The organism is Pseudactinotalea sp. HY160 (assembly GCF_009372055.1).
GTDB lineage: Bacteria > Actinomycetota > Actinomycetes > Actinomycetales > Beutenbergiaceae > HY158.
In genome coordinates, this window is sequence record NZ_WHMT01000004.1 from 79,253 (window position 1) to 99,102 (window position 19,850).

At 73.1% G+C, this 19,850-nt stretch carries 19 protein-coding genes; 7 read left to right on the forward strand and 12 right to left on the reverse strand.

What is annotated here, in order from left to right; all coding sequences use genetic code 11:
* Positions 1 to 70: 70 nt before the first annotated feature.
* The 4 genes from GCG21_RS05820 to mraZ all read right to left on the reverse strand — a co-directional run bounded on the left by GCG21_RS05820 (position 71) and on the right by mraZ (position 3,900).
* On the reverse strand, positions 71 to 1,879 hold the full coding sequence (locus GCG21_RS05820) for a penicillin-binding protein 2 (RefSeq protein ID WP_152818329.1): 1,809 nt from the start codon (positions 1,877 to 1,879) through the stop codon (positions 71 to 73).
* The gene (locus tag GCG21_RS05825; RefSeq protein ID WP_152818330.1) at positions 1,872 to 2,273 is read right to left on the reverse strand and encodes a septum formation initiator family protein; all 402 of its coding nucleotides are present in this window, start codon (positions 2,271 to 2,273) and stop codon (positions 1,872 to 1,874) included. The genes GCG21_RS05820 and GCG21_RS05825 overlap by 8 nt, the downstream gene beginning before the upstream one ends.
* Positions 2,270 to 3,286 (reverse strand): 16S rRNA (cytosine(1402)-N(4))-methyltransferase RsmH, encoded by a 1,017-nt coding sequence (gene rsmH, locus GCG21_RS05830; RefSeq protein WP_152818331.1) that lies wholly within the window; start codon positions 3,284 to 3,286, stop codon positions 2,270 to 2,272. The genes GCG21_RS05825 and rsmH overlap by 4 nt, the downstream gene beginning before the upstream one ends.
* Positions 3,287 to 3,471: 185 nt before the next feature.
* Positions 3,472 to 3,900, reverse strand: coding sequence for a division/cell wall cluster transcriptional repressor MraZ (mraZ, locus tag GCG21_RS05835; protein ID WP_152818455.1), 429 nt, complete (start codon positions 3,898 to 3,900; stop codon positions 3,472 to 3,474).
* Between the two features lie 201 nt (positions 3,901 to 4,101).
* Between mraZ and GCG21_RS05840 the strand changes: the two genes are divergently transcribed.
* From GCG21_RS05840 to GCG21_RS05850, 3 genes are read left to right on the forward strand one after another with little or no spacing between them, the layout of a single operon-like run.
* Positions 4,102 to 5,109, forward strand: a complete 1,008-nt coding sequence (locus GCG21_RS05840; RefSeq protein ID WP_152818332.1) for a MoxR family ATPase — start codon at positions 4,102 to 4,104, stop codon at positions 5,107 to 5,109.
* Between the two features lie 2 nt (positions 5,110 to 5,111).
* Positions 5,112 to 6,191, forward strand: coding sequence for a DUF58 domain-containing protein (locus tag GCG21_RS05845; protein ID WP_152818333.1), 1,080 nt, complete (start codon positions 5,112 to 5,114; stop codon positions 6,189 to 6,191).
* Complete coding sequence (locus GCG21_RS05850; RefSeq protein WP_152818334.1) at positions 6,188 to 8,299, forward strand: transglutaminase domain-containing protein; 2,112 nt, start codon at positions 6,188 to 6,190, stop codon at positions 8,297 to 8,299. The genes GCG21_RS05845 and GCG21_RS05850 overlap by 4 nt, the downstream gene beginning before the upstream one ends.
* An 11-nt stretch (positions 8,300 to 8,310) precedes the next feature.
* Here the strand turns inward: GCG21_RS05850 and GCG21_RS05855 are convergent, their stop codons facing one another.
* Genes GCG21_RS05855 through GCG21_RS05865 form a run of 3 tightly spaced genes read right to left on the reverse strand, consistent with a single transcriptional unit; the run spans position 8,311 to position 10,455 of the window.
* A complete protein-coding gene (locus GCG21_RS05855; protein WP_194164959.1) occupies positions 8,311 to 8,709 on the reverse strand; it encodes a DUF3040 domain-containing protein in 399 nt (132 codons plus the stop codon).
* A gap of 46 nt (positions 8,710 to 8,755) precedes the next feature.
* Positions 8,756 to 10,003: a DNA polymerase IV gene (gene dinB / locus GCG21_RS05860; RefSeq protein ID WP_370517326.1), complete on the reverse strand. Its 1,248-nt coding sequence runs from the start codon at positions 10,001 to 10,003 to the stop codon at positions 8,756 to 8,758.
* A complete protein-coding gene (locus GCG21_RS05865; RefSeq protein ID WP_152818336.1) occupies positions 10,000 to 10,455 on the reverse strand; it encodes an SAV_6107 family HEPN domain-containing protein in 456 nt (151 codons plus the stop codon). The genes dinB and GCG21_RS05865 overlap by 4 nt, the downstream gene beginning before the upstream one ends.
* Before the next feature lie 148 nt (positions 10,456 to 10,603).
* On the opposite strand from GCG21_RS05865, the gene GCG21_RS05870 reads away from it, so the two are divergent.
* Complete coding sequence (locus GCG21_RS05870; protein ID WP_152818337.1) at positions 10,604 to 11,497, forward strand: fused MFS/spermidine synthase; 894 nt, start codon at positions 10,604 to 10,606, stop codon at positions 11,495 to 11,497.
* 155 nt (positions 11,498 to 11,652) lie between these two features.
* Here GCG21_RS05870 and GCG21_RS05875 read toward each other — a convergent pair whose 3' ends face one another.
* Both GCG21_RS05875 and GCG21_RS05880 read right to left on the reverse strand, forming a co-directional pair.
* A complete protein-coding gene (locus GCG21_RS05875; protein WP_152818338.1) occupies positions 11,653 to 11,856 on the reverse strand; it encodes a cold-shock protein in 204 nt (67 codons plus the stop codon).
* A 235-nt stretch (positions 11,857 to 12,091) separates the two neighbouring features.
* Positions 12,092 to 13,048 carry a proteasome assembly chaperone family protein gene (locus GCG21_RS05880; protein ID WP_152818339.1) on the reverse strand — a complete coding sequence of 319 codons (957 nt, stop codon included), beginning with the start codon at positions 13,046 to 13,048 and terminating at the stop codon, positions 12,092 to 12,094.
* A gap of 204 nt (positions 13,049 to 13,252) precedes the next feature.
* Here GCG21_RS05880 and GCG21_RS05885 point away from each other — a divergent pair, with 204 nt between their 5' ends.
* Positions 13,253 to 15,484 (forward strand): AAA family ATPase, encoded by a 2,232-nt coding sequence (locus GCG21_RS05885; protein ID WP_370517327.1) that lies wholly within the window; start codon positions 13,253 to 13,255, stop codon positions 15,482 to 15,484.
* Positions 15,485 to 15,551: 67 nt separating this feature from the next.
* Positions 15,552 to 16,778 carry a phosphoglycerate dehydrogenase gene (serA, locus tag GCG21_RS05890; RefSeq protein ID WP_152818341.1) on the forward strand — a complete coding sequence of 409 codons (1,227 nt, stop codon included), beginning with the start codon at positions 15,552 to 15,554 and terminating at the stop codon, positions 16,776 to 16,778.
* 86 nt (positions 16,779 to 16,864) lie between these two features.
* Here the strand turns inward: serA and GCG21_RS16170 are convergent, their stop codons facing one another.
* A complete protein-coding gene (locus tag GCG21_RS16170; protein WP_194164960.1) occupies positions 16,865 to 17,041 on the reverse strand; it encodes a DUF5302 domain-containing protein in 177 nt (58 codons plus the stop codon).
* 213 nt (positions 17,042 to 17,254) lie between these two features.
* Between GCG21_RS16170 and mgrA the strand changes: the two genes are divergently transcribed.
* Positions 17,255 to 18,295: an L-glyceraldehyde 3-phosphate reductase gene (gene mgrA / locus GCG21_RS05895; RefSeq protein WP_152818342.1), complete on the forward strand. Its 1,041-nt coding sequence runs from the start codon at positions 17,255 to 17,257 to the stop codon at positions 18,293 to 18,295.
* A gap of 32 nt (positions 18,296 to 18,327) precedes the next feature.
* Here mgrA and nrdR read toward each other — a convergent pair whose 3' ends face one another.
* Both nrdR and GCG21_RS16175 read right to left on the reverse strand, forming a co-directional pair.
* On the reverse strand, positions 18,328 to 18,798 hold the full coding sequence (gene nrdR, locus GCG21_RS05900; protein WP_153878323.1) for a transcriptional regulator NrdR: 471 nt from the start codon (positions 18,796 to 18,798) through the stop codon (positions 18,328 to 18,330).
* A 163-nt stretch (positions 18,799 to 18,961) separates the two neighbouring features.
* Positions 18,962 to 19,558 (reverse strand): LysM peptidoglycan-binding domain-containing protein, encoded by a 597-nt coding sequence (locus tag GCG21_RS16175; protein ID WP_194164961.1) that lies wholly within the window; start codon positions 19,556 to 19,558, stop codon positions 18,962 to 18,964.
* Positions 19,559 to 19,850: the final 292 nt, after the last annotated feature.

Here is a 19,850-nt window from a genome sequence, read left to right on the forward strand (position 1 = left end):
CCGCCGTCCCGGGTCCGCGGGGGGACGGCGCCCCGGGAACGTCGGCTTCGTCACGGCCCGTCACAACCCGTCACGATCCGTCGTCCACGACGAGCCGGTACGGCTTCGGGTCCGTGGTCGAGGGCTCGATCCCCCGGCTCGGAAGCGCGTAGTTGGCGATGTCGTGGAACACGGGCGCGGCGATCGTGCCGCCGTAGAAGCCGCTCGTGGGCCGGTAGACGACCACGCCGATGATGAGCTCGGGATCCTCGGCGGGGGTGATGCCCACGAAGGAGGCGGCCGTGTCGGTCAGGCCGCCGGCCCGGTCCCGGATCTGCGCGGTGCCGGTCTTGCCCGCGACCCGGTAGTTCTGCAGGCCGGCGCGCTTTCCCGTGCCGTGATCGGCGTTGACCACCGATTCGAGCATCCGGATCATCTCCCGGCTGTGCTCGGCCGAGACGACCCGCACGGGATCGGGCCGCTCCGGCACCGTGGTCCGCCCGTCGCAGTTCATCGAGTCGATGAGGCGCGGGGCGATGGCCACCCCGTCGTTCGCGACGGTGGCGAAGACCCCGGTGTTCTGCAGCAGGCTGACGTTGAGACCCTGCCCGAACATGGTGGTGTACCGCTGGCGGCCGTCCCAGGTGTCCGGCTCGGGAACGAGTCCGGCGGTCTCGTTCGGCAGCTCGATCCCGGTGGGCTCGCCCCAGCCCATGAGGCGCATGTACTCGTACCGGGTCTCGTCGCTCATGCGCGAGCCGATGTTGATCGTGCCGGTGTTGGCGGACTGGGCGAGCACGCCGGCGACGGTGAGGACCTGGTCGGGGTGCGGGCTGTGATCGGTGAAGGTCTGCCCGTTCGGGGTCGTGAGCTGATACGGGTCGTTGATCGCGGTCTCCGGCTCGACCTCGCCCTCCTCGAGGGCGGAGAGCACGGTGAGCACCTTCCCGGTCGAGCCCGGGTCGTAGAAGCCCTGGACGGAGTTGAGCCGCCACGCCGAGTCCGGCCCCTTGCCGGGCTTGTTCGGGTTGCCCGAGCCCGAGTCGGCGAGCGCGAGCACGCGGCCGGTGTCGGCCTCGATGACGACGGCCGCCCCCCATTCGGCGCCGTAGGTCTCGACCGTCTCGTCGAGCACCTGCTGGCTGTGCCACTGCAGATCCGAGTCGATCGTCAAGGTGACGTCGCAGCCCGGCACGGCCGGGGTGACCTCCTGGATGCCGGTGGGGATGGTCTGGCCACCGACGCCGCGTTCGAGCACCTGGGAGCCGTCGGTCCCGGAGAGCTCGGACTGCAGCCGGTACTCGAGGCCCGCCGCGCCCTCGCCGCTGCCGTCGACGAAGCCGAGCATCGAGCCGGCCACGGTCTGATTGGGGTATTCCCGGCGCTGCGAGTGCTCGGCGTACAGGCCGGGGATCCCGAGCTCACGGACCTGATCCCAGAGCTCGCGCGTGACGCCGGCGGCGATGAGGTACCAGCCGTTCGTTCCCACGAGGTCGGCGCCGAGCTCGGCGCGGTAGGCGGCGTCCTCGACCCCGGCGGGGCTGCCGAGCACGGAGATGAGCTGGTCGGCGGCGGCGAGGGCGCCGCGGCCGATCGTCTCGCCCTCGTCGTCGGTGAGCACGTAGTCGGGCAGCTGGGAGAGGTCGGCGCGGATGTCGAAGGTCTCGACCGTGGTCGCGAGCACGACGCCGTTCGCGTCGAGGATCTGGCCCCGGGCGGCGGGGATCGGCTCGGGCCTGCTCACCCGCAGGTTGCGCCCCTCCTGCGCGAGCGCCGGGCCCGCGATCGCCTGCACGTACACGAGCCGGGCGGCGAAGACGATGACGAGCACGAGCACGATCGCCATGATCCACTTCTGGCGCTTGGCCGGGTCGCCGACCGCCGTCATCGGGCTACTCACCGCCGCCCTCCACCTTCGGGCCCACGACGCTCCCGTCGGCCAGGCGGATGAAGCTCACCTCGGCGCTGCGGACCATGCCGAGCTCCGTGGCGCGCCGGGCCAGCCGGGCGGGCGCCGAGAGCTCGTCGACCTCGGTCGCGAGTTCCTGGTTGGTCTGCGAGAGCCGCGCGAGCTCCACCTCGGTGGAGTGGATGTCGTAGGCGGTCGCCGCCATGGACGTGTTGAGCATGAGGGCCACGAGCATCGCTCCTCCGAGGATCGTGATGCACAGGAGGAAGAACGGCACGCGGGAGCGCGCCGCGGCGGGGGCGTGGACGAGCCGCAGCTTCGGGCGGCGGGTGGCCGGGGCGGACGGCCGGGTGGCCGGGGCGCGAACGGCGCGGGCGGCGGTCATGAGACCTCCTTCGGCAGGGGACGGATCCGCTCGACGGCGCGGAGTCGGACCGAGGCGGCCCGCGGGTTGCGCTCGATCTCCTCGGCGTCGGCACGCTCGGCCCCGCGCGTGAGCAGCCGCAGGAACGGCGCGTGGTCGGGCAGTTCCACGGGCAGGTCCGGGGGCGCGGTCGAGGTGGCCCCGGCGGTGAAGGCGCGCTTGACGAGCCGGTCCTCGAGCGACTGGTAGGAGAGCACCACGATGCGGCCGCCGACGCCGATCGAGTCGATCGCCGCGGGGATCGCGCGTTCGAGCACGTCGAGTTCGGCGTTCACGGCGATCCGCAGCGCCTGGAAGGTACGTTTGGCGGGATTCCCGCCGGTGCGCCGGGCCGCCGCCGGAATGGCCCCGCGGACGAGGTCGACGAGGGCCGCCGAGTGGGTGATCGGGTCGAGATCGCGGGTGCGGACGATCGCGGCGGCGATCCGACCTGCGAACTTCTCCTCGCCGTACCAGGACAGGATCCGGCGCAGCTCGGCCTCGGGCGCGCTCGCGATCAGGTCGGCGGCCGTCGTCCCCCTCGTCTGATCCATCCGCATGTCCAGCGGCGCGTCCCGGGAGTAGGCGAACCCGCGGTCCGGCTCGTCGAGTTGGAGGGAGGAGACGCCCAGGTCGAACAGGATTCCCTGGACGGTCCCTCCGCCCGGGCCGGGCACGTGCGTGGCGACGACGTCGCTCACCTCGTCGTAGACGGCGTGAACCGGCGTGAACCGGTCGCGATGGCGCGCGAGCCGCTCGCTCGCCAGGTCGAGCGCCTGCGGGTCGCGGTCGATGCCGAGGACCCGCAGGCTGGGGAACGTCTCGAGCAGCAGGTCGCTGTGGCCCCCCATGCCGAGCGTGGCATCGACGACCGTCGCCCCGCGGGCACCGAGCGCGGGCGCGAGCAGGTCGACGCAGCGCTGCGCGAGCACCGGCACGTGCCGCTCTCCCGGCGAGTGGCCGGCTGCGGGGCCGCCGCTGCGTGGGTGGTCCATGGGCTGCTTTCGGATCGGGGCGAGGGGAACGGGTGGAGCGATGTGGAGGGATCGGTGGAGCGGGGTGGAGCGGACCGGGAGGGCGGCTGTCGGAGCCACCTGGCCAGGACTCCCCCCGACTGGTTCTGCCGCCGGGGAAGTGCGTCAGAACCGCGGTGAGAGACCTCGCCCTGTGGCGATCCGAATCAGAGGCCGCGCACCACCTCCTCGGTCAGCTCGGTGTAGAGGTCTTCCTGTTCCTCGAGGTAGGTCTGCCAGGCCGCGGCGTCCCAGATCTCGATCTTGGTGCCGGAGCCGATCACCGCGAGATCGCGGCTCAGGCCCGCGTACTTGCGCAACACGGCCGGGATCGTGACCCGGCCCTGCTTGTCGGGGATCTCGTCCGAGGCGCCCGAGAGGAACACGCGGGTGTAGGCGCGGTTCTGCTTGGAGGTGAGCGGGGAGTCCTCGAGTTCGGCGAGCACCTGTTCGAAGCGCTGGCGGGGGAAGGCGTAGAGGCAGCGCTCCTGCCCGCGGGTGACGATCACGCCCGGGGCCATGGCCTCGCGGTACTTCGCGGGCAGGATCAACCGACCCTTGTCGTCGAGCTTCGGCTCGTACGTTCCGAGGAACATGTCACCCCCGATCTTCATCCCGGCTACACCAACAGGCCCCACATTACTCCACTTCCCTCCCTCGTCAACGGATACGGGCCCGAATCATCGACTCCGATCGGCGGAATCCTCGGGATCCTGCCGGTGGAGGGATCCGCGATCCCACACGTCCGGGTGCCCCGCCCGGTCCCGCCCCGCCGGGCGCTGGATTAGGCTCTCGTTATGACATCGGCCACACTCACCCTCGACCTCACGGGCCTCGAGCGCTCGCTGGCTCGGTCCCTGCACGGTCGCCCCGAGGTGGTCCGGCTCGCGAGCGCGGTCTTCCTCGCCCGGGGGCACCTGTTGCTCGAGGACGTGCCCGGCGTGGGCAAGACGACCCTGGCCAAGGCACTGGCCCGGGCCGTGGGCGGCACGGTCGGGCGGATCCAGTTCACCCCGGACCTGCTGCCCTCCGACCTCACCGGAATCACGATCTACCGGCAGCAGTTGAACGAGTTCGAGTTCCGCCCCGGGCCACTGTTCGCGACGGTGGTCATCGGCGACGAGATCAACCGGGCCTCGCCGAAGACCCAGTCGGCGCTACTCGAGGCGATGCAGGAGCGTCAGGTCACGGTGGACGGCACGACGCACGCCCTGCCCGAGCCGTTCATGGTCATCGCGACGCAGAACCCGGTGGAGATGGCCGGCACCTATCCCTTGCCCGAGGCCCAGCGGGACCGCTTCATGGCCCAGACCTCGATCGGCTACCCGGACGCCGAGCACGAGTTGCGCGTGCTCACCGGCCGGCCGGATGCCGAGCACGCCGCCGATGCCCCCCATGGCGGCAATGGCAGCAATACCGGAAATGGCGGCAATGGCAGCAATGGCAGCAATGGCACGGCTGCGAGCGCCCTCGACCCGGGAGCCGCGGCCGCGGCGATCGACCAGGTGAGCGGGGTCTACGTCGCCGAGGCGGTGCACCGCTATGTGCTCGCCCTCGTGCGGGCGACCCGGGATCACGCCGACGTCGCCCTGGGAGCCTCCCCGCGGGCCGGGCTGCACCTCGTCGCGCTCGCGCGGGCCTGGGCCGCGCTGGCCGGGCGGGACTTCGTGCTCCCCGACGACATCCAGGACATCCTCGTGCCCGTGCTCGGGCACCGGCTCGCGCTCACCCGGGAGGCCCGATCGGCGGGCCGAACGCCCGCCCAGGTGCTCGCCGAGCTGCGCGCACAGCTGCCGGTGCCCTGAGCGTGCCTCGACAGTCGACCCGTCCCCGGCCGCCGCTGCCGACGGCGCGCGGGGTCGGCCTGCTCCTCGTCGGGCTCGCCCTGGGCGGGGCGGGGGCGACGACCCGGCGCCCCGAGCTCATGTGGTTCGGGGTGGCGCTCGTGTGCCTCGTGCTCACCGGCCTCGGGTACGGCCTCGTGCGGGCCCCGCTGGATCGGCGCGTCCGCGTCGTCCGGGTGCTGCGGCCCGCTCGATTGCAGGTCGGCAGGCCCGCCGCGATGGACCTGTCCGTCCAGGGCCCGATTCCCCCGTGGTCGCAGCTGAGCGATCGGATCCCCGAGGGTGCCCGCCGCACCGGCGGCTCCGTCTCGGCGACGATCGAGGCCCGCCGGCGCGGACGGCTGCGGCTCGGCCCGGTGCTGCTCACCGGATCCGACCCGTTCGCCCTGACCCGGTGGCGCCGGGTGACCCGGCCGAGCACCCTCGAGGTCGTGTGGCCCCGGACCGATGCGATCGAGGTGGACACGCCCTGGGGCGAGCTGAGTGTGGCCACACGGCCCGCCGGGCATCCGGTCGGCGACGTGGACGACGCGACGCTGCGCGAATACCGGCCCGGCGATCCGCTCGAGCGCGTGCACTGGAAGGCGACCGCCCGGCACTCCACGCTGCTCGTTCGCCAGGAGGACCCGTCCGAGGCCGAGCTCTTCCACGTGGTCCTCGTTCCCGGCCGGGCCGCGGATGCGGAGGGCCTCGACCGGCTGGTCGACGTCGCCGCCTCCCTGCTCGCCTCGGTCCACGGGGAGGGCTGGGCGGTGACCCTGTGGACTCCCGATCCCTCGGGCCGGCTCACCGGCCGGCCGGTGCCGGTCCTGGCGGACGCGCTGACCGACCTCGCGCTGCTTCCGGGCCCACCACCAGGCCCCGTGGAGCCGCCGCGGGGCACGCTCGTGGGCACGGCGCTCGTGGTCCTGGGCGAGGAGGACCCCGCGACCATCGGCGCGCTGCTCGACTGGGCGAGCCACCCGGGCCTGGCCCACCTGCCCCGGCCCGGGACCTGGGTCGCGCGGTTCGAGCGGGCCGGCTGGGGGGTGCGGATCGTATGAGTGCCCGGGCCGACTCCCGTGCGCCCGCGGCGGCCGACGTGGTCACGTGGGCGGCGCTCGTGGCCGCCGTGCTCGCCCCGACCACCGTGCTGCGCCCTCTCATCGATCCCGCGGCGTGGTGGTCGATCACGGTCGCGGGCCTCGCGGTCGCGGGACTGACGCTCGCGCTTGCCCGGCCGCGGATCCGGCCCTTCGGCGTGCCGAGCCTCCTCGCGGCGGCGACCGGCTCGCTCGCCGTCATCGTGATGGAGAACCCGCAGGAGCGCTGGCTCGTGCTCCCCTCCCCCACGGCGCTCACGGCGGTGGCGGCTCGCGTGCGGGCGGGGCTCGAGGCGATCTCCTCCCAGGCGGCCCCCGTCGAGGCGGAGGCGGGCCTCGGGCTCGTCGTGGCCGCCGGGGCCCTCGTCGCCTTCCTGCTGGCCGAGGCCTTCGCGGTCGGCTGCCGGGCACCCGCCCTCGCGGGCCTGCCGCTGCTCGCGCTGTGGACCCCCGCGCTGCTGTGGAACGGCCAGGTCGCGGGCGCGGCGATCGCGGTGACGATCGGCGCCTTCCTGCTCGTGCTCGCCGCGCAGGCACGACCGGAACGGGCGCGCGGCTCGGTCACGGCCACGGCCACGACGCTCGCCTGCGCCGCCGTCGCGCTCGCGCTCGCCGTCGCCGTCGTGCCCCGGGTGGCCGCACTGGACGTGCCGCGCACGTACACCGACATCGCCGCGGCGGGGTCGGGGCAGCGGCTCGACCTGGGCCTCGACCTGCGCGACGATCTCATCCGCGGACCGAACTCCCCGGTGTTCACCTACACCGGCGTGAGCCCGGGCGAGCTCGGAGCGCTCCACACCCATACCCTGAGCGACTTCACCGGGCGCCAGTGGCGGGCCCGGTCCACGGCCGAGGAGCACATCGTGCTCACGACCCGGCTGTGGCCGACCGCTCCCGATCCTTCGGCCGCGAACGAGGAGGTGACGTTCACGCTCCCGGGGGTCCCCGACGGCCGGCTTCCACTGCCGGAGATGCCGCGCGTGGCGCAGACGCCGCAGGCCTACCTGCCCGAGCGGGACGAGCTCATGGCCCAGGACGAGGGCGGGCAGAGCCTCACGCTCACGCTCGTCGAGCGGCCGGACTCCCTCGACTACTGGCGCGGCCTCGACCCCTCGACCCTCGACCGGAACCCGACGTACCTCGACGTGCCCGCCACGGGCTTCGAGGACGAGATCGCCGCCCGCGCGGCCGAGGTGACCGCCGGCGCCGCGAGCCCGTACGAACAGGTGCTCGCGATCCAGAACTACCTGCGCAACGATCCCTCGTTCCAGTACACGACCTCGGTGGGGCCCGAACACACGAATGACGCGGTCTGGGACTTCCTCAACGACGGCCGCGGCTACTGCGTGCAGTTCGCCACCGCGATGATCGTCATGGTGCGCACCCTCGGGATCGAGGCCCGCATGGCCGTGGGCTACCTGCCCGGCGACGACGAGGGCGGGGGCGGGGTCGTGCGCGCCCACGACGCGCACGCCTGGCCCCAGGTGCGGTTCCCGGAGGCCGGCTGGGTCCGGTTCGAGCCGACCCCCTCCGACCGCACGTCGACGGCTCCGGCCTGGGCGTCCGACCCCGCCGACGCGCCTCCCACCGAGGCGCCGAGCACCACGGCGCCCACCGAGCCCGCGAGCGAGGACCCGACCACCGCGACCTCGACCACGGCCGCCGCGGCGATCGCCGGGGAGGATACCGGCGGCTCCACGCGCGGGTGGACGCTCGCGCTCGCGGCAGCGATCGTCGCGGCGGCGGCCGCCGCCGGGATCGTGCTCACCCGCCGCCGGGATCGCGAGCGGCGGGCCACGTCGATCTCAGCCGCCTGGGACCATGCGCTGCGCATGCTCGGCCGGTCCGGGCTGGACGACGTGGACGCGCTCACCCCGCTCCAGGTGGCCGCGCTGGGGGCCGATCGACTCGGCGAGCTCGAGACCGCCGACGGCGCAGCGGCGATCGCCGCGCTGAGCTCGCTCGCGGTCGCGATGAACGACCACCGCTACGGCCCGGCCGGATCGCGGGCCACTCCCGAGCAGGCGTGGCGGTGGGCCGACCAACTCGCCGCCGCGCTCGGCGGGTAGCGAAGGGCGGCTCAGCGGTCGCGGCGGCGCTTCTCCCACCGGTCGTCGAGGCGATCGAGGAGTGGGCGCTTGGACGTGGGCGCCTTGCCTCCGTGCGGCTTGTTTCCGCGCGGGCTCCCGCCCCGGCCGGAGTGACCGCGCGGATCGCTCGGAGGGCCACTGCGCCGCATCGCGAGGAGGACTCCGCCGAACATCGCAACGAAGCCGAGCGAACCGAGCCAGATGTGCCCCGAGGCGACGCCTCCGATGAGTCCGCCGAGGCCGAGGAGTACGATGAGGACACCGATCGCCACAGTCAGCGGTCGACGCGGCCCCTGCCGCGAGATGACCTCGACGAGGCGGGGGTCATCGGAGCGGAGCTGCTGCTCCAGCTGCTCCAACACGCGCTGCTCGTACTCGGAGAGTGGCATGTCGGCTCCTGACGGGTCGCTCGGCATCGGGGATCGGTGCTTTTCTCTAGGATAGTTCCCCTTCGCCGTTCTCGGTACCCGGACCGCGGACCAGTGAGCCAACTCGCATCGCCTCCGACCCGAATCTCGCCCGCACCTCGTCCATCGCCCGTTCGGCGTCACGCCGTTCGGGACCCGGATCGTCGAATGCGGCTTGGATCGCGACGGTCGCCGCGGGCTGCAGCGACTCGCACCGGATCCCCAGGAGCCGCACGCCCCGGCTCAGGCCGCTCATCCCCGCGAGCAGGGCCTTGGCCGCCCCGTACAGCTCGTGCGCGACGTCGGTGGGGGCCGCGAGCGTGCGGGAACGGTTCAGGGTGGTGAAGTCGTGCATGCGCACCTTGATGGAGACGGTGCCTCCGAGCACCTCGGCGGCTCGCAGCCTCGCGGCACAGCGGTGCGCCTGATCGAGGAGCGCGGCGTTCAGCTCGTCGAGGTCGGTCAGGTCCGTGGGGAAGGTCTGCTCGTGCCCGATGGACTTCTCCGCGCGCACGGGTTCGACCGGGCGCGGATCCCTTCCCCACGAGAGGTCGTGGAGCCGCTCCGCGCCGCGGACGCCGACGAGGGCGGCGAGGCGCGCCACCGGGGTCTCGGCGAGCGCGGCGACCGTGGTGATCCCCGCCCCGGCGAGGCCCGCCTCGGTGCGCTCCCCCACGCCCCAGAGCGCGCCGACCGGGAGCTGGTGGAGGAAGTCGATCGTGGCCTCGTGCGGGACGAGGAGCATCCCGTCGGGCTTGGCGTGCTGCGAGGCGAGCTTCGCCACGAACTTCGTCGAGGCGATGCCGACCGAGGCCACGACGTGCAGTTCCGCGGCGATGCGGGCCCGGATGAGCCGGCCGATCCGACTGGGGCCGCCGATCCGCCGCCGCGCGCCGGAGACGTCGAGGAAGGCCTCGTCGATCGAGACCGGTTCGATCACGGGGGTGATGTCCCCGAGGATCTGCATGACCGACCGCGAGACCTCCCGGTAGCGGGCGTGATCGGGGCGGATGACGATCGCCCGGGGGGCGAGGATCCGGGCCCGGCGCATCGGCATCGCCGACCGCACCCCGAGGGCGCGCGCCTCGTACGTGGCCGAGAGCACGACGCCCCGGTGTTCCCCGCCGACGATGACCGGTAGCCCGCGCAACTCGGGGCGGTCGATCAGCTCGACCGCAGCGAAGAACGCGTCCATGTCGACGTGCAGGATCGGGGCGGAGGAGTCGTCCTCGCCCCAGTCGCGGCGCACGCCCGCGGCGCGGGGGGAGCGGCTCACGAGGCCTTCGCCGCCCCGTGGCCGTCGCGGGCGAAGGCCCGCCCGAACCGATCCGCACTCGGGGCCATCGTCCACGGCACGAGCGTCGCCGCCCGGCCGTCGAGCTCGCGCTCGACGGCGGCGACGAACTCGCCGGCGGCGGCCAGGGCCGCGGCGGCCCGCCCCGGCGGGAGCGAGTCGAGCTGCCCGGACTCGATGCCCGCGCGGATGGGCGCTCCCGCCGCGAATCGCTCCGCCCAGGGCTCCCACGGCCCGCCGCGCTCGGCCAGCTGCTCCCACACGCTGCGCAGGCGCCGCCGTCCCGTGGCAGAACTGCCCGCCGTCACGGCGGCCGCCGCCCGCAGCGCGGCCATGTGGGCGTGGAGGAAGATCTCGGTGTCGGCCCGCGCCCGCGCGGCGTCGTCGAGTTCGCCGTGGGCCCGGGTGAGTTGCCGATGCGCTGCGATGGTCATGATGCCCTCCCGACACCAGTATCGAACATCCGTTTGAACGAGTCAAGGGTTCCGGAGCGATCGGCCCCACCGGCCCGACCTACCCGATCAGCCCGAGCCACCCGAGCCACCCGATCGGCCCGATCGGCCCGGCGGCTAGGCTGCCCACGTGCCCCGTCGGTCGTCGTCCTCATCCCGCTCCCGTCGCTCCGGTTCGGCTGCCCGCGCCCGCCGCACGCCCCAGGGAGCGGACGGCTGGCCGGAGGGGCCCGTGGCCACCTCGTGCACCACCGTAGAACTGGCCTACGACATCGAACGCACGCAGGTGACCGTGCTCCTCGGCGGGGTCGAGAGCTCGCACCTCAACCTGCTCGACCCGGCCGACCTCACCTTCGAGTACATGCAGCACATGCAGGCGGTGATCCGCGCGGCCTTCCCGCCGGCGGGCCCGGGCGGCGCCCCGCGGCTGCGCGCGCTGCACCTGGGGGCCGCCGGTTGCGCCATGGCCCGCGCGATCGAGGCCGAATGGCCCGACTCGCGGCAGCTCGCCGTTGAGATCGACGGCCTGCTCGCGCAGTACATGCGGGAATGGTTCGAGCTGCCCCGGGCGCCACGGCTGCGGATCCGTGTGGGCGATGCGCGCGCGGCGGTCGACTCCCCGGGCCCCGCGCGCTATGAGGTCGTCCTGCGCGACGCCTTCGCCGATCGGGTCGTTCCCCAGCACCTGCGCACGGTGGAGTTCACACGTGCGGTCGCCGCCCGGCTGACCGAGGACGGAATCTACCTGGCCAACGTCGCCGACCGCCCACCCCTGCCGGTCGCGCGCCGGGAGGCCGCCACGCTGGCCGCGGTGTTCGCCCACGTCGGGATCGTCGCCGAGCCGGCCATCCTGCGCGGGCGCCGTTACGGCAACGTCGTGCTCGTCGGCTCCCACCGCCCGCTCCCCGACACCGCGGCGCGGCTCCTGCGCTCCATGCCCGTGGCGGCCCGCCTGGTCACCGGCCCGCAGGCGCTCGACTTCCTCGCCGGTCACCGCCCGTTCGAGGACCCGCCCGCCCCCTGAGCCGCCTCGGCCCCGAGTCGCCCGAGTCGCGAACGTTCGCCGGAGTCGCCGACGTCACCGCAGCCGCCGGGACCGCCGGAGCCGGGGACTCGTCGTCCATGAGAAACGACGACGGGCCCGTGACCAACCGGTCACGGGCCCGCCTCACGCCTGGATCAGACGGCGCGAACGCTCTCCGCCTGCGGGCCCTTGGGGCCCTGGGTGATGTCGAACTCCACGCGCTGAGCCTCCTCGAGCGAGCGGTAGCCGTCGCTCTCGATCGCCGAGTAGTGCACGAAGACGTCGTCCCCGCCACCATCCTGGGCGATGAAGCCGTAGCCCTTTTCAGCGTTGAACCACTTGACGGTTCCCTGTGCCATGTTGCTGTGTCCTTCCGGGACTTTCTGTCGAGACGGACCGTGTGTCCGTCTCGCGGTGCCGCATTGCCTCGCCCACGTCGTGCTTTGGGTGATTATCCCGGGTGCTACGTAAGAGAAACTGGTGCAACTGCGGGACAGTCTTGCATGGACGCCGCGTGATCGCCACTATCGCGACGGGCGGCACACCGAACCGCCCACCAGGTGGACACCCGGATGCCGGGCCGAACGGCCCACCTCACTCCGCCGCCGGCCCCTGTGGCCCGAACTCGTCGCCGGAGTCGGTCTCGGACTCGTGGCCGGCGAGGAAGGCCTCGACCTGGGCCGCGATGTCGTCGGCGCTGGGCACGTCGACCGGCGCGGGCAGGGGGTGGCGCCCCTCGGCGACGGCCCGCTGGGCGTGCTCGTCGTAGTTGCGTTCGAGCGCATGGACGACGCCGCTCACCTCCGCCGATTCGCCCACCTGGCGGTCGATCTCCTCGAGCACCCGCACGCCCTCGGCCTCGAGGTCGCCGAGGGGCAGCGACAGGTCGCCGGCGCGCGAGACCTGCCGCAGGAGCTCGGCCGCCGCCTGCGGGAACTCGGTCTGGGCGAGGTAGTGGGGCACGTTGACGGAGATCCCGAGCGCGTCGCGGCCGCGGCGCCCCAACTCGTACTCGAGCAGCGCGGAGACCGAGGCGGGCACCTGGACCGAGCCGATGAAGTTCGGGTGATCGGCGATGAGGTCGCGCCGGGTCGCGTGGGCCGTCACGGTGAGCGGGCGCGTGTGCGGGACCCCCATCGGGATGCCGTGCATGCCGATGGTCAGCCGCACCCCGAAGTCGTCGACGATCGCCTCGACGGCGTCGACGAAGGAGTCCCACTGCAGGTCGGGCTCGGGCCCGTGCAGGAGCAGCAGCGGCTCACCCTCGTCGTCACGGAGCAGGTCGACCACGAGCTCGGGCCGGTCGTAGTCGGTGAAGGCGCCGTTCTCGAACATCATCGCCGGGCGGCGGGAGCGGTAGTCGAGCAGCTCGTCCACACGGAACGTGGCGACGCGCTCGCCGCCGAGGGTCGCGGTCAGGTGGTCGGCGGCCTGCTGACCCGCCTGGCCCGCGTCGAAGGCGCCCTGGAACGCGTGCACGAGCACGGCGACGGCCTCGGCCGGCTCCTCGGAGCGGACGAACAGATCACGGGGGTTGCGCGGGTTGCTCATATCGGGTATCACCTCGCTGGTCACAACACGTGGACGGCCTGGGACATTCCCCGCCCGTCGCCGCCCGGTGCGGGCCACGTCACACCCGCGCACGTGCCTGCTGGCGGACTTCCGGGCTCGATCCCGGCCCGCCGGATGGATAATAGACGGTCCGCCCCTGGCGGCGGAATTCCGGCCTCCCCTGCGCGTAAAGGACCCGTGATCGTGTCGGCTGCCGCTGATCCCCGACCCACGCCCACCCCCCTGACCGACGAACAGCTCCACCTCGACGAGGTCTACCTCCGGCTCGACGAACTGCGCGCCCACACCCGCGGCCGGCTCGCCCACGTGCGCCGCGAGGGCCCGAGCGGCTCGCCGCAGAACCGGAGCGAACGCGACGCCTTCGCCACCCTCTACGAGGACCGGCTGGCACAGCTCGAATCCGTCGAGGAGCGGCTCGTGTTCGGCCGGCTCGACCTGACCGACGGCGAGGAGCGCTACGTGGGCCGGATCGGCCTCTCGGACGCCGAGCACTCCCAACTGCTCACCGACTGGCGCGCGCCGGCGGCCGAGCCGTTCTATCAGGCGACCGCCGCCCACCCCGGCGGTGTGGTCCTGCGCCGACACATCCAGACGCGGCTGCGCTCCGTGGTCTCGATCGAGGACGACGTGCTCGACCTCGACGCCGTGACCGACCCCTCGCAGGTGGCCGGCCAGGGAGCCCTCCTGGCGGCCCTGGCCCAGCACCGCACCGGCCGGATGGGCGACATCGTGGCGACGATCCAGGCGGAGCAGGACGCGATCATCCGCTCCGACTCGGCCGGCGTGCTCGTGGTTCAGGGCGGACCGGGCACCGGGAAGACCGCGGTCGCCCTGCACCGCGCGGCCTACCTGCTCTACGCCCACCGCGAGCGGCTCGAACGCTCCGGGGTGCTCGTGATCGGGCCGACGCCGGTGTTCCTGCGCTATATCGAACAGGTGCTGCCCGCCCTCGGGGAGACGGGGGTCGTCTCGATGACGATCGCCGGCCTGCTCCCGGACGTGACCGCCACGGGCACGGAGCCGGACGAGATCGCCACGATCAAGGGCCGGGGCGTGTGGGCCCGGATCCTGCCGCGCGCCGTGCGGGCCCGGCAGCGGGTGCTCTCGGAGCGGCCGCTGCGCGTGGCCCGGGAGACCCTCACCCTGCGCCCGGCCGACCTGCGCGCCGCGCAGGCGAAGGCACGCCGCACCGGCAAGCCCCACAACGAGGCCCGGGTGACGTTCGTGCGGCACATGCTCACCGCGCTCGCGCAGCAGTACGCGCAGGCCCTCGGCGAGGAGGTGGGCGAGGCCGACTGGGCGGAGCTGACCGAGGAGGTGCGCTCCGCGCGGGACGTGCGGGTCGCGCTCAACCTCGCCTGGATGCCGCTCACTCCCGCCTCCCTCCTGCGGGATCTGTACACGAAGCCGCACCGGCTGCTCGAGGCCGCCCCCGAACTCGGCGCGCGCACCCGGGCCCGGCTCGCCTGGCCGGCCGATCGCGTGCCCGGCCCGGGCGGCGAGTGGCCGGAGTGGACCCCCGCGGACGTGCCGCTCCTCGACGAGCTGGCCGAGCTCCTCGGGGCCGACGACTCCCTCGACCGTGAACACTCGCGCCGGGAGGCCGCCCGGCGGGCGGAGGCGGTGGCCTATGCGCAGGAGATGCTCAGCGCCTCGGGCGCCGGCGGCGGCATGGTGAGCGCCGAGATGCTCGCCGACCGATTCGACGGGGGCGCCGCCGTGGGCTCCCTCGCCGACCGGGCCCGCGCAGACCGGCAATGGACCTACGGGCACGTCGTCATCGACGAGGCGCAGGAGCTGTCGGCGATGGCCTGGCGTGCCGTGCTGCGGCGCAATCCGTCCCGGTCGATGACCGTGGTCGGCGACGTGGCCCAGACCTCCACCGCCGCCGGTGCCCGCAGCTGGGGCGAGGCGCTCGACTCCCGCCTGCGCGACGGCTGGCGGCTCGAGACGCTGAGCGTCAACTACCGCACCCCGGCCTCGATCATGGCGGCGGCCCACGCGGTGGCCGCGGCGGCCGACCCCGCCCATCCCCCCGCCACGCTCACCTCCGCCCGAGACGTCGAGGGGGCGCTGCGTCGTCATCACGCCCTCGACGCCCCCGCCACCACGGCCGCGGTGGTCGCGGCGATCCCCGCGGACACCGGCGCGATCGCGGTCATCGCGCCCGCCACACTCGTGGCGGAGGTGGCCCGGGCGCTCGGTGTGAGTCTCGACGGCGACCTGCGCGACCCTGTGGTGGTGCTCACTCCCGGGCAGGCGAAGGGCCTCGAGTTCGATCACGTCGTGCTGGTGGAGCCGGCCCGGATCCAGCGGGAGGGGCACGGGCCGGGCGACCTGTATGTGGCGATGACGCGGCCGACCCGGCACCTCGACGTCGTCCACAGCGAGGAGCTGCCGGCCGGGCTCGCCTGACCGGCGGGGCGCGAGCGGGCGCCGTCCACTGCGTGATATCCGTTTGGTCCGATCGGCGGGATGGGTCATGATAGACGACGTGGTCAAGGCACTCCTTCTCGAAAGCATCCATCCGTTCGCGCGGGAATCCCTCGAAAAGGCCGGGGTGGAGGTGACCACCGCCAAGGGGGCGCTCGACGAGGACGAACTCGTCTCGGCACTGTCCGGGGTGCAGCTCCTCGGTATCCGGTCGAAGACGCACCTGACGTCGCGCGTGATCGCCGAGTCGCCCGACCTGCTCGCGGTCGGCGCGTTCTGCATCGGCACGAACCAGATCGACCTGCAGGCCGCGGCCGAGGCCGGCGTCGCCGCGTTCAACGCCCCGTTCTCGAACACCCGCTCCGTGGTCGAGCTGGCGCTCTCGGAGATCATCGCGCTGACCCGCCGCCTGACCGAGAAGGACAAGGCGCTGCACGCCGGCATCTGGGACAAGTCCGCCACGGGCTCGCACGAGGTGCGCGGGCGCACCCTGGGCATCGTGGGCTACGGCAACATCGGCACCCAGCTGTCCGTCGTGGCCGAGGCGCTCGGCATGCGCGTCATCTTCTACGACACGGCCGAGAAGCTCGCCCTGGGCAACGCCCGGCGGATGACCTCGCTGGAGGACCTGCTCGCCGAGGCGGACGTGGTCACGCTCCACGTCGACGGCCGCCCGGGCAATGCCGGGATGTTCGGCCCGCCGCAGTTCCGCGGGATGAAGGACGGCTCGATCTTCCTCAACCTCTCCCGCGGGTTCCTCGTGGACTACGCGTACCTGCGCGAGGAGATCCTCTCCGGCCGACTCGCGGGCGCGGCGGTCGACGTCTTCCCGACCGAGCCGAAGGTGCAGGGCGACGCGTTCGACTCGGAGCTGCGCGACCTGCCCAACGTCATCCTCACCCCGCACGTGGGCGGCTCGACCGAGGAGGCGCAGGCCGATATCGGCAAGTTCGTCTCGGCGAAGCTGCGCGACTACTTCACGCTGGGCACCACGAACCTCTCCGTCAACGTGCCGGCGCTCGTGCTCGAGACCCCGCGGGGGTCGAACGTGCGCGTGACGCACCTGCACCGCAACGTTCCCGGCGTGCTGGCCGGCATCAACCAGGTGCTCTCGACCGCGGGCGCGAACATCGAGTCCCAGGTGCTCGGGACCGTGGGCCACCTCGGCTACGCGGTGACCGACGTCTCCTCCCGGCTCGCGGCCGAGGCCGTGGCGGGCATGGAGCAGATCGACGGCACCATCCGGGTGCGCGTGCTCACCCCCGCCGGCGCCTGAGTCGCCCGGAGCGGACACACACAGCGGGGACGCCCGACCACCCGGGGGGTGGCCAGGCGTCCCCGCTGGTCTGCGGCAGGTGGCGCTCAGCCGGACTTGCGGCGGAACATCCGCCTCCCCTCGGCGCCGGTCACCTCCGAGCCGTGGATCGACCCGGTGTTGGAGCGGCCGTCGGCCCGCGCATGCTCGGTCTCCTTCTTCCGTTCGAGCGCTGCGCGCATCTTCGCCTTCGCGTCGGCGTATTCGTCCTGGTTCTCAGCCATCTGAGCCTCCTAGTGACCTGTCTGTACCGGGGTCCGGCTGACCCACTCCCCCCAGCTTGCCAAGGACGGTCGCGGCTGCCCAGCTTATTGACGGCGTGGCCCGCGTCGGCCCGCGTCGGCCCGGCCGCGCCCGGGTCGGCCGGGACCGGATCGGACCGGATCGGCCCGGATCACTCGGGGCCCACCCCCGATCGGTGCCGATAGGGTCGGGGCATGTACACCCCCGCAGCTGATCGATATGACCGGATGCCCATGCGTCGCGCCGGACGCAGCGGCTTGGACCTCCCAGCGATCTCGCTGGGCCTGTGGCAGAACTTCGGCGACAACACGCCGCTGCAGCGCCAGCGCGACATCATCCTGCACGCGATCGACCAGGGGATCACGCAGATCGACCTGGCGAACAACTACGGACCGCCGCCGGGGTCGGCCGAGCGCAACTTCGCCCGAGTGCTCCACTCGGACCTCGCCGGCCTGCGCGACCAGCTCGTCGTCACGACGAAGGCCGGGTACGACATGTGGCCCGGGCCCTACGGCCAATGGGGCTCCCGCAAGTACCTGCTCGCCTCGCTCGACGCCTCCCTCGACCGACTCGGCCTGCCGTACGTCGACATCTTCTACAGTCACCGATTCGATCCGAACACGCCGCTGCGGGAGACGATGGGGGCCCTCAAGACCGCGGTCGACTCGGGCCGGGCGCTGTACGCGGGGATCTCCTCGTACTCGGCGACCCGCACTCGCGAGGCCCTGGCCGTCTGTGCCGACATCGGCCTCGACCTGCTCGTGCACCAGCCGTCCTACTCGATGCTCAATCGCTGGATCGAGGAGCCCGACACCTCGGGCGAGAGCGTCCTCGACGTGCTCGGGTCGGCGGGCATGGGCTCGGTCGTGTTCTCCCCGCTGGCACAGGGACTGCTCACCGGAAAGTACCTGCACGGAGTCCCGGAGGGCTCTCGGGCCGCGCGGCACGGTTCGCTCCGCTCCGAGCATCTCAGCGAGCAGAATCTGACGGCGATCCGTTCACTCCACGAGGTGGCTCAGGCGCGCGGCCAGAGCCTGGCGCAGATGGCGATCGCCTGGGTGCTCCGCGACCCGCGCGTGACCACCGCCCTCGTGGGCGCCTCGAGCGTGGAGCAGCTGAGCGACACGCTCGGTGCGCTGGCGAACCTGGACTTCACGGCGGACGAACTCGAGCGCATCGACCGCTTCGCGCGCGACGGCGACATCAACATCTGGGCCCGCTCGAGCGACGCCTGAGGGCGTCACCGCCGCGCTGCGGCGAGAGCCGATCAGGGGGTCTCGGGCGCGGGCTCGTCTCGTTCTCGTCGCAGCGTGGAGATCGCGTCCTCGAAGTCCGTGAGGGAGCTGAAGCCCTGGTAGACGCTGGCGAAGCGCAGGTAGGCCACCTCGTCGAGATCCCGGAGCGGGCCGAGGATCGTCAGGCCGACCTCGTGCGCGTCGATCTCCGCGGCCCCCGTGCTGCGCACCGCCTCCTCCACCTGCTGGGCGAGCAGCGCGAACTGATCCTCGCTCACCGGGCGGCCCTGGCAGGCCTTCCGCACGCCGGCGATGACCTTGTCACGACTGAACGGCTCGACCGCGCCGGAGCGCTTCATCACCGACAGGCTCGTCGTCTCGAGCGTGGTGAAACGCCGACCGCAGTTGGGGCATTGACGCCTGCGCCGAATCGAGGAGCCGTCCTCGGCGGTTCGCGAATCGACGACTCGCGAGTCGGGGTGTCGACAGAATGGGCAATGCACCCGTGCACCATCCCTTCGAATCACATATCTGTAACTCCGGGAAACGCTACGGGTTCCACCCCGCCGGTGCAAGTGGAGTTCCGCCCCGCCGGTGCACGTCGGGCTCCGCCCCCGGTGCACGTCGGGCTCCGCCCCGCCGGTGCACGTGGCCGCGGTGGCATGCTCAGCCCGCCGCCACGGGGACGAGGAGGCTCTGGCCGCCGGTGAGGGCGGAACCGTCGAGGGAGTTGAGCGCGCGGATCTCCTCCATGAGCGGCCGCAGGTCCGCGCCCGGCTCGGCCACGGCGCCGGCGATCTGCCAGAGACTCTCGCCGGACTCGACCGTGACGACGTCGGTCGCCGCGGGCACGTCTCCGCCGGACTGCACGAGGCCACCCACGAGCGATCCGAGTCCGACCGCCAGGGCGAACCCGGCGCCGACCAGGACCCGCTGGCCGCGGACGGTCAGCTGGGAGAAGCTCCGCCGGCGCGCGGGGCTCGCCGCGACGGAGTGCGTGGCTACCGAGTGCGTGGCTACCGAGTGCGTGGCTGCCGCATGTGACAGCGACCGCGGCGCAGACGAGGGCACCCGCGCCGGAGCCCGCGTAAGCGTCGGCGTCGGCTCGATCCGGCCGACCGGCCGGTTGACGATGCGGCCGACGGGCCGGGAGACCACGAGCGAGAGCGCCTCTCCCACGTGCTGGTGGAGCCCGGTCCGAACGGCCGGGGCGGCCTCACGTCGAGGCTCGACGGGCGCCCGGGTCGGGAGCGGGGTGGTCACGGGTGCGGTCGCGGGGACGGTGGTGGAACGATGCGGGAGCGACCGGATCGGGAGCCGGGCGGCGACATCGCCCGCTCCGCTCCCGCGGCCGGGAGCACGGTCCTCGGCCCGCTCCGGCGATTCGCTCCATTCGGGCAGGAGCACCATGTGGGCCCGGCGGGAGCGGCGCGCGGGGTCGGTCGGGCGGGGTCCCCGCTGCGGGACTGCGGCGGGGAGTGGGCGGCCGGCACGGTGGGGCTTCGTTGAAGCTAGAACACTCATCGTCGTTCCTCTCGAACGTCCGTTCGTCGTA

What these genes read in the sequence shown, in the direction of transcription:
- GCG21_RS05880 (WP_152818339.1), bottom strand. Translation starts at nt 13,048, where the DNA reads ATGAGCAACCCGCGCAACCCCCGTGATCTGTTCGTCCGCTCCGAGGAG.
- GCG21_RS05825 (WP_152818330.1), bottom strand. Translation starts at nt 2,273, where the DNA reads ATGACCGCCGCCCGCGCCGTTCGCGCCCCGGCCACCCGGCCGTCCGCC.
- GCG21_RS16170 (WP_194164960.1), bottom strand. Translation starts at nt 17,041, where the DNA reads ATGGCTGAGAACCAGGACGAATACGCCGACGCGAAGGCGAAGATGCGC.
- mraZ (WP_152818455.1), bottom strand. Translation starts at nt 3,900, where the DNA reads ATGTTCCTCGGAACGTACGAGCCGAAGCTCGACGACAAGGGTCGGTTG.
- GCG21_RS05875 (WP_152818338.1), bottom strand. Translation starts at nt 11,856, where the DNA reads ATGGCACAGGGAACCGTCAAGTGGTTCAACGCTGAAAAGGGCTACGGC.
- GCG21_RS05865 (WP_152818336.1), bottom strand. Translation starts at nt 10,455, where the DNA reads ATGACCATCGCAGCGCATCGGCAACTCACCCGGGCCCACGGCGAACTC.
- GCG21_RS05855 (WP_194164959.1), bottom strand. Translation starts at nt 8,709, where the DNA reads ATGCCACTCTCCGAGTACGAGCAGCGCGTGTTGGAGCAGCTGGAGCAG.
- GCG21_RS05850 (WP_152818334.1), top strand. Translation starts at nt 6,188, where the DNA reads ATGAGTGCCCGGGCCGACTCCCGTGCGCCCGCGGCGGCCGACGTGGTC.
- mgrA (WP_152818342.1), top strand. Translation starts at nt 17,255, where the DNA reads ATGTACACCCCCGCAGCTGATCGATATGACCGGATGCCCATGCGTCGC.
- GCG21_RS05840 (WP_152818332.1), top strand. Translation starts at nt 4,102, where the DNA reads ATGACATCGGCCACACTCACCCTCGACCTCACGGGCCTCGAGCGCTCG.
- rsmH (WP_152818331.1), bottom strand. Translation starts at nt 3,286, where the DNA reads ATGGACCACCCACGCAGCGGCGGCCCCGCAGCCGGCCACTCGCCGGGA.
- serA (WP_152818341.1), top strand. Translation starts at nt 15,552, where the DNA reads ATGATAGACGACGTGGTCAAGGCACTCCTTCTCGAAAGCATCCATCCG.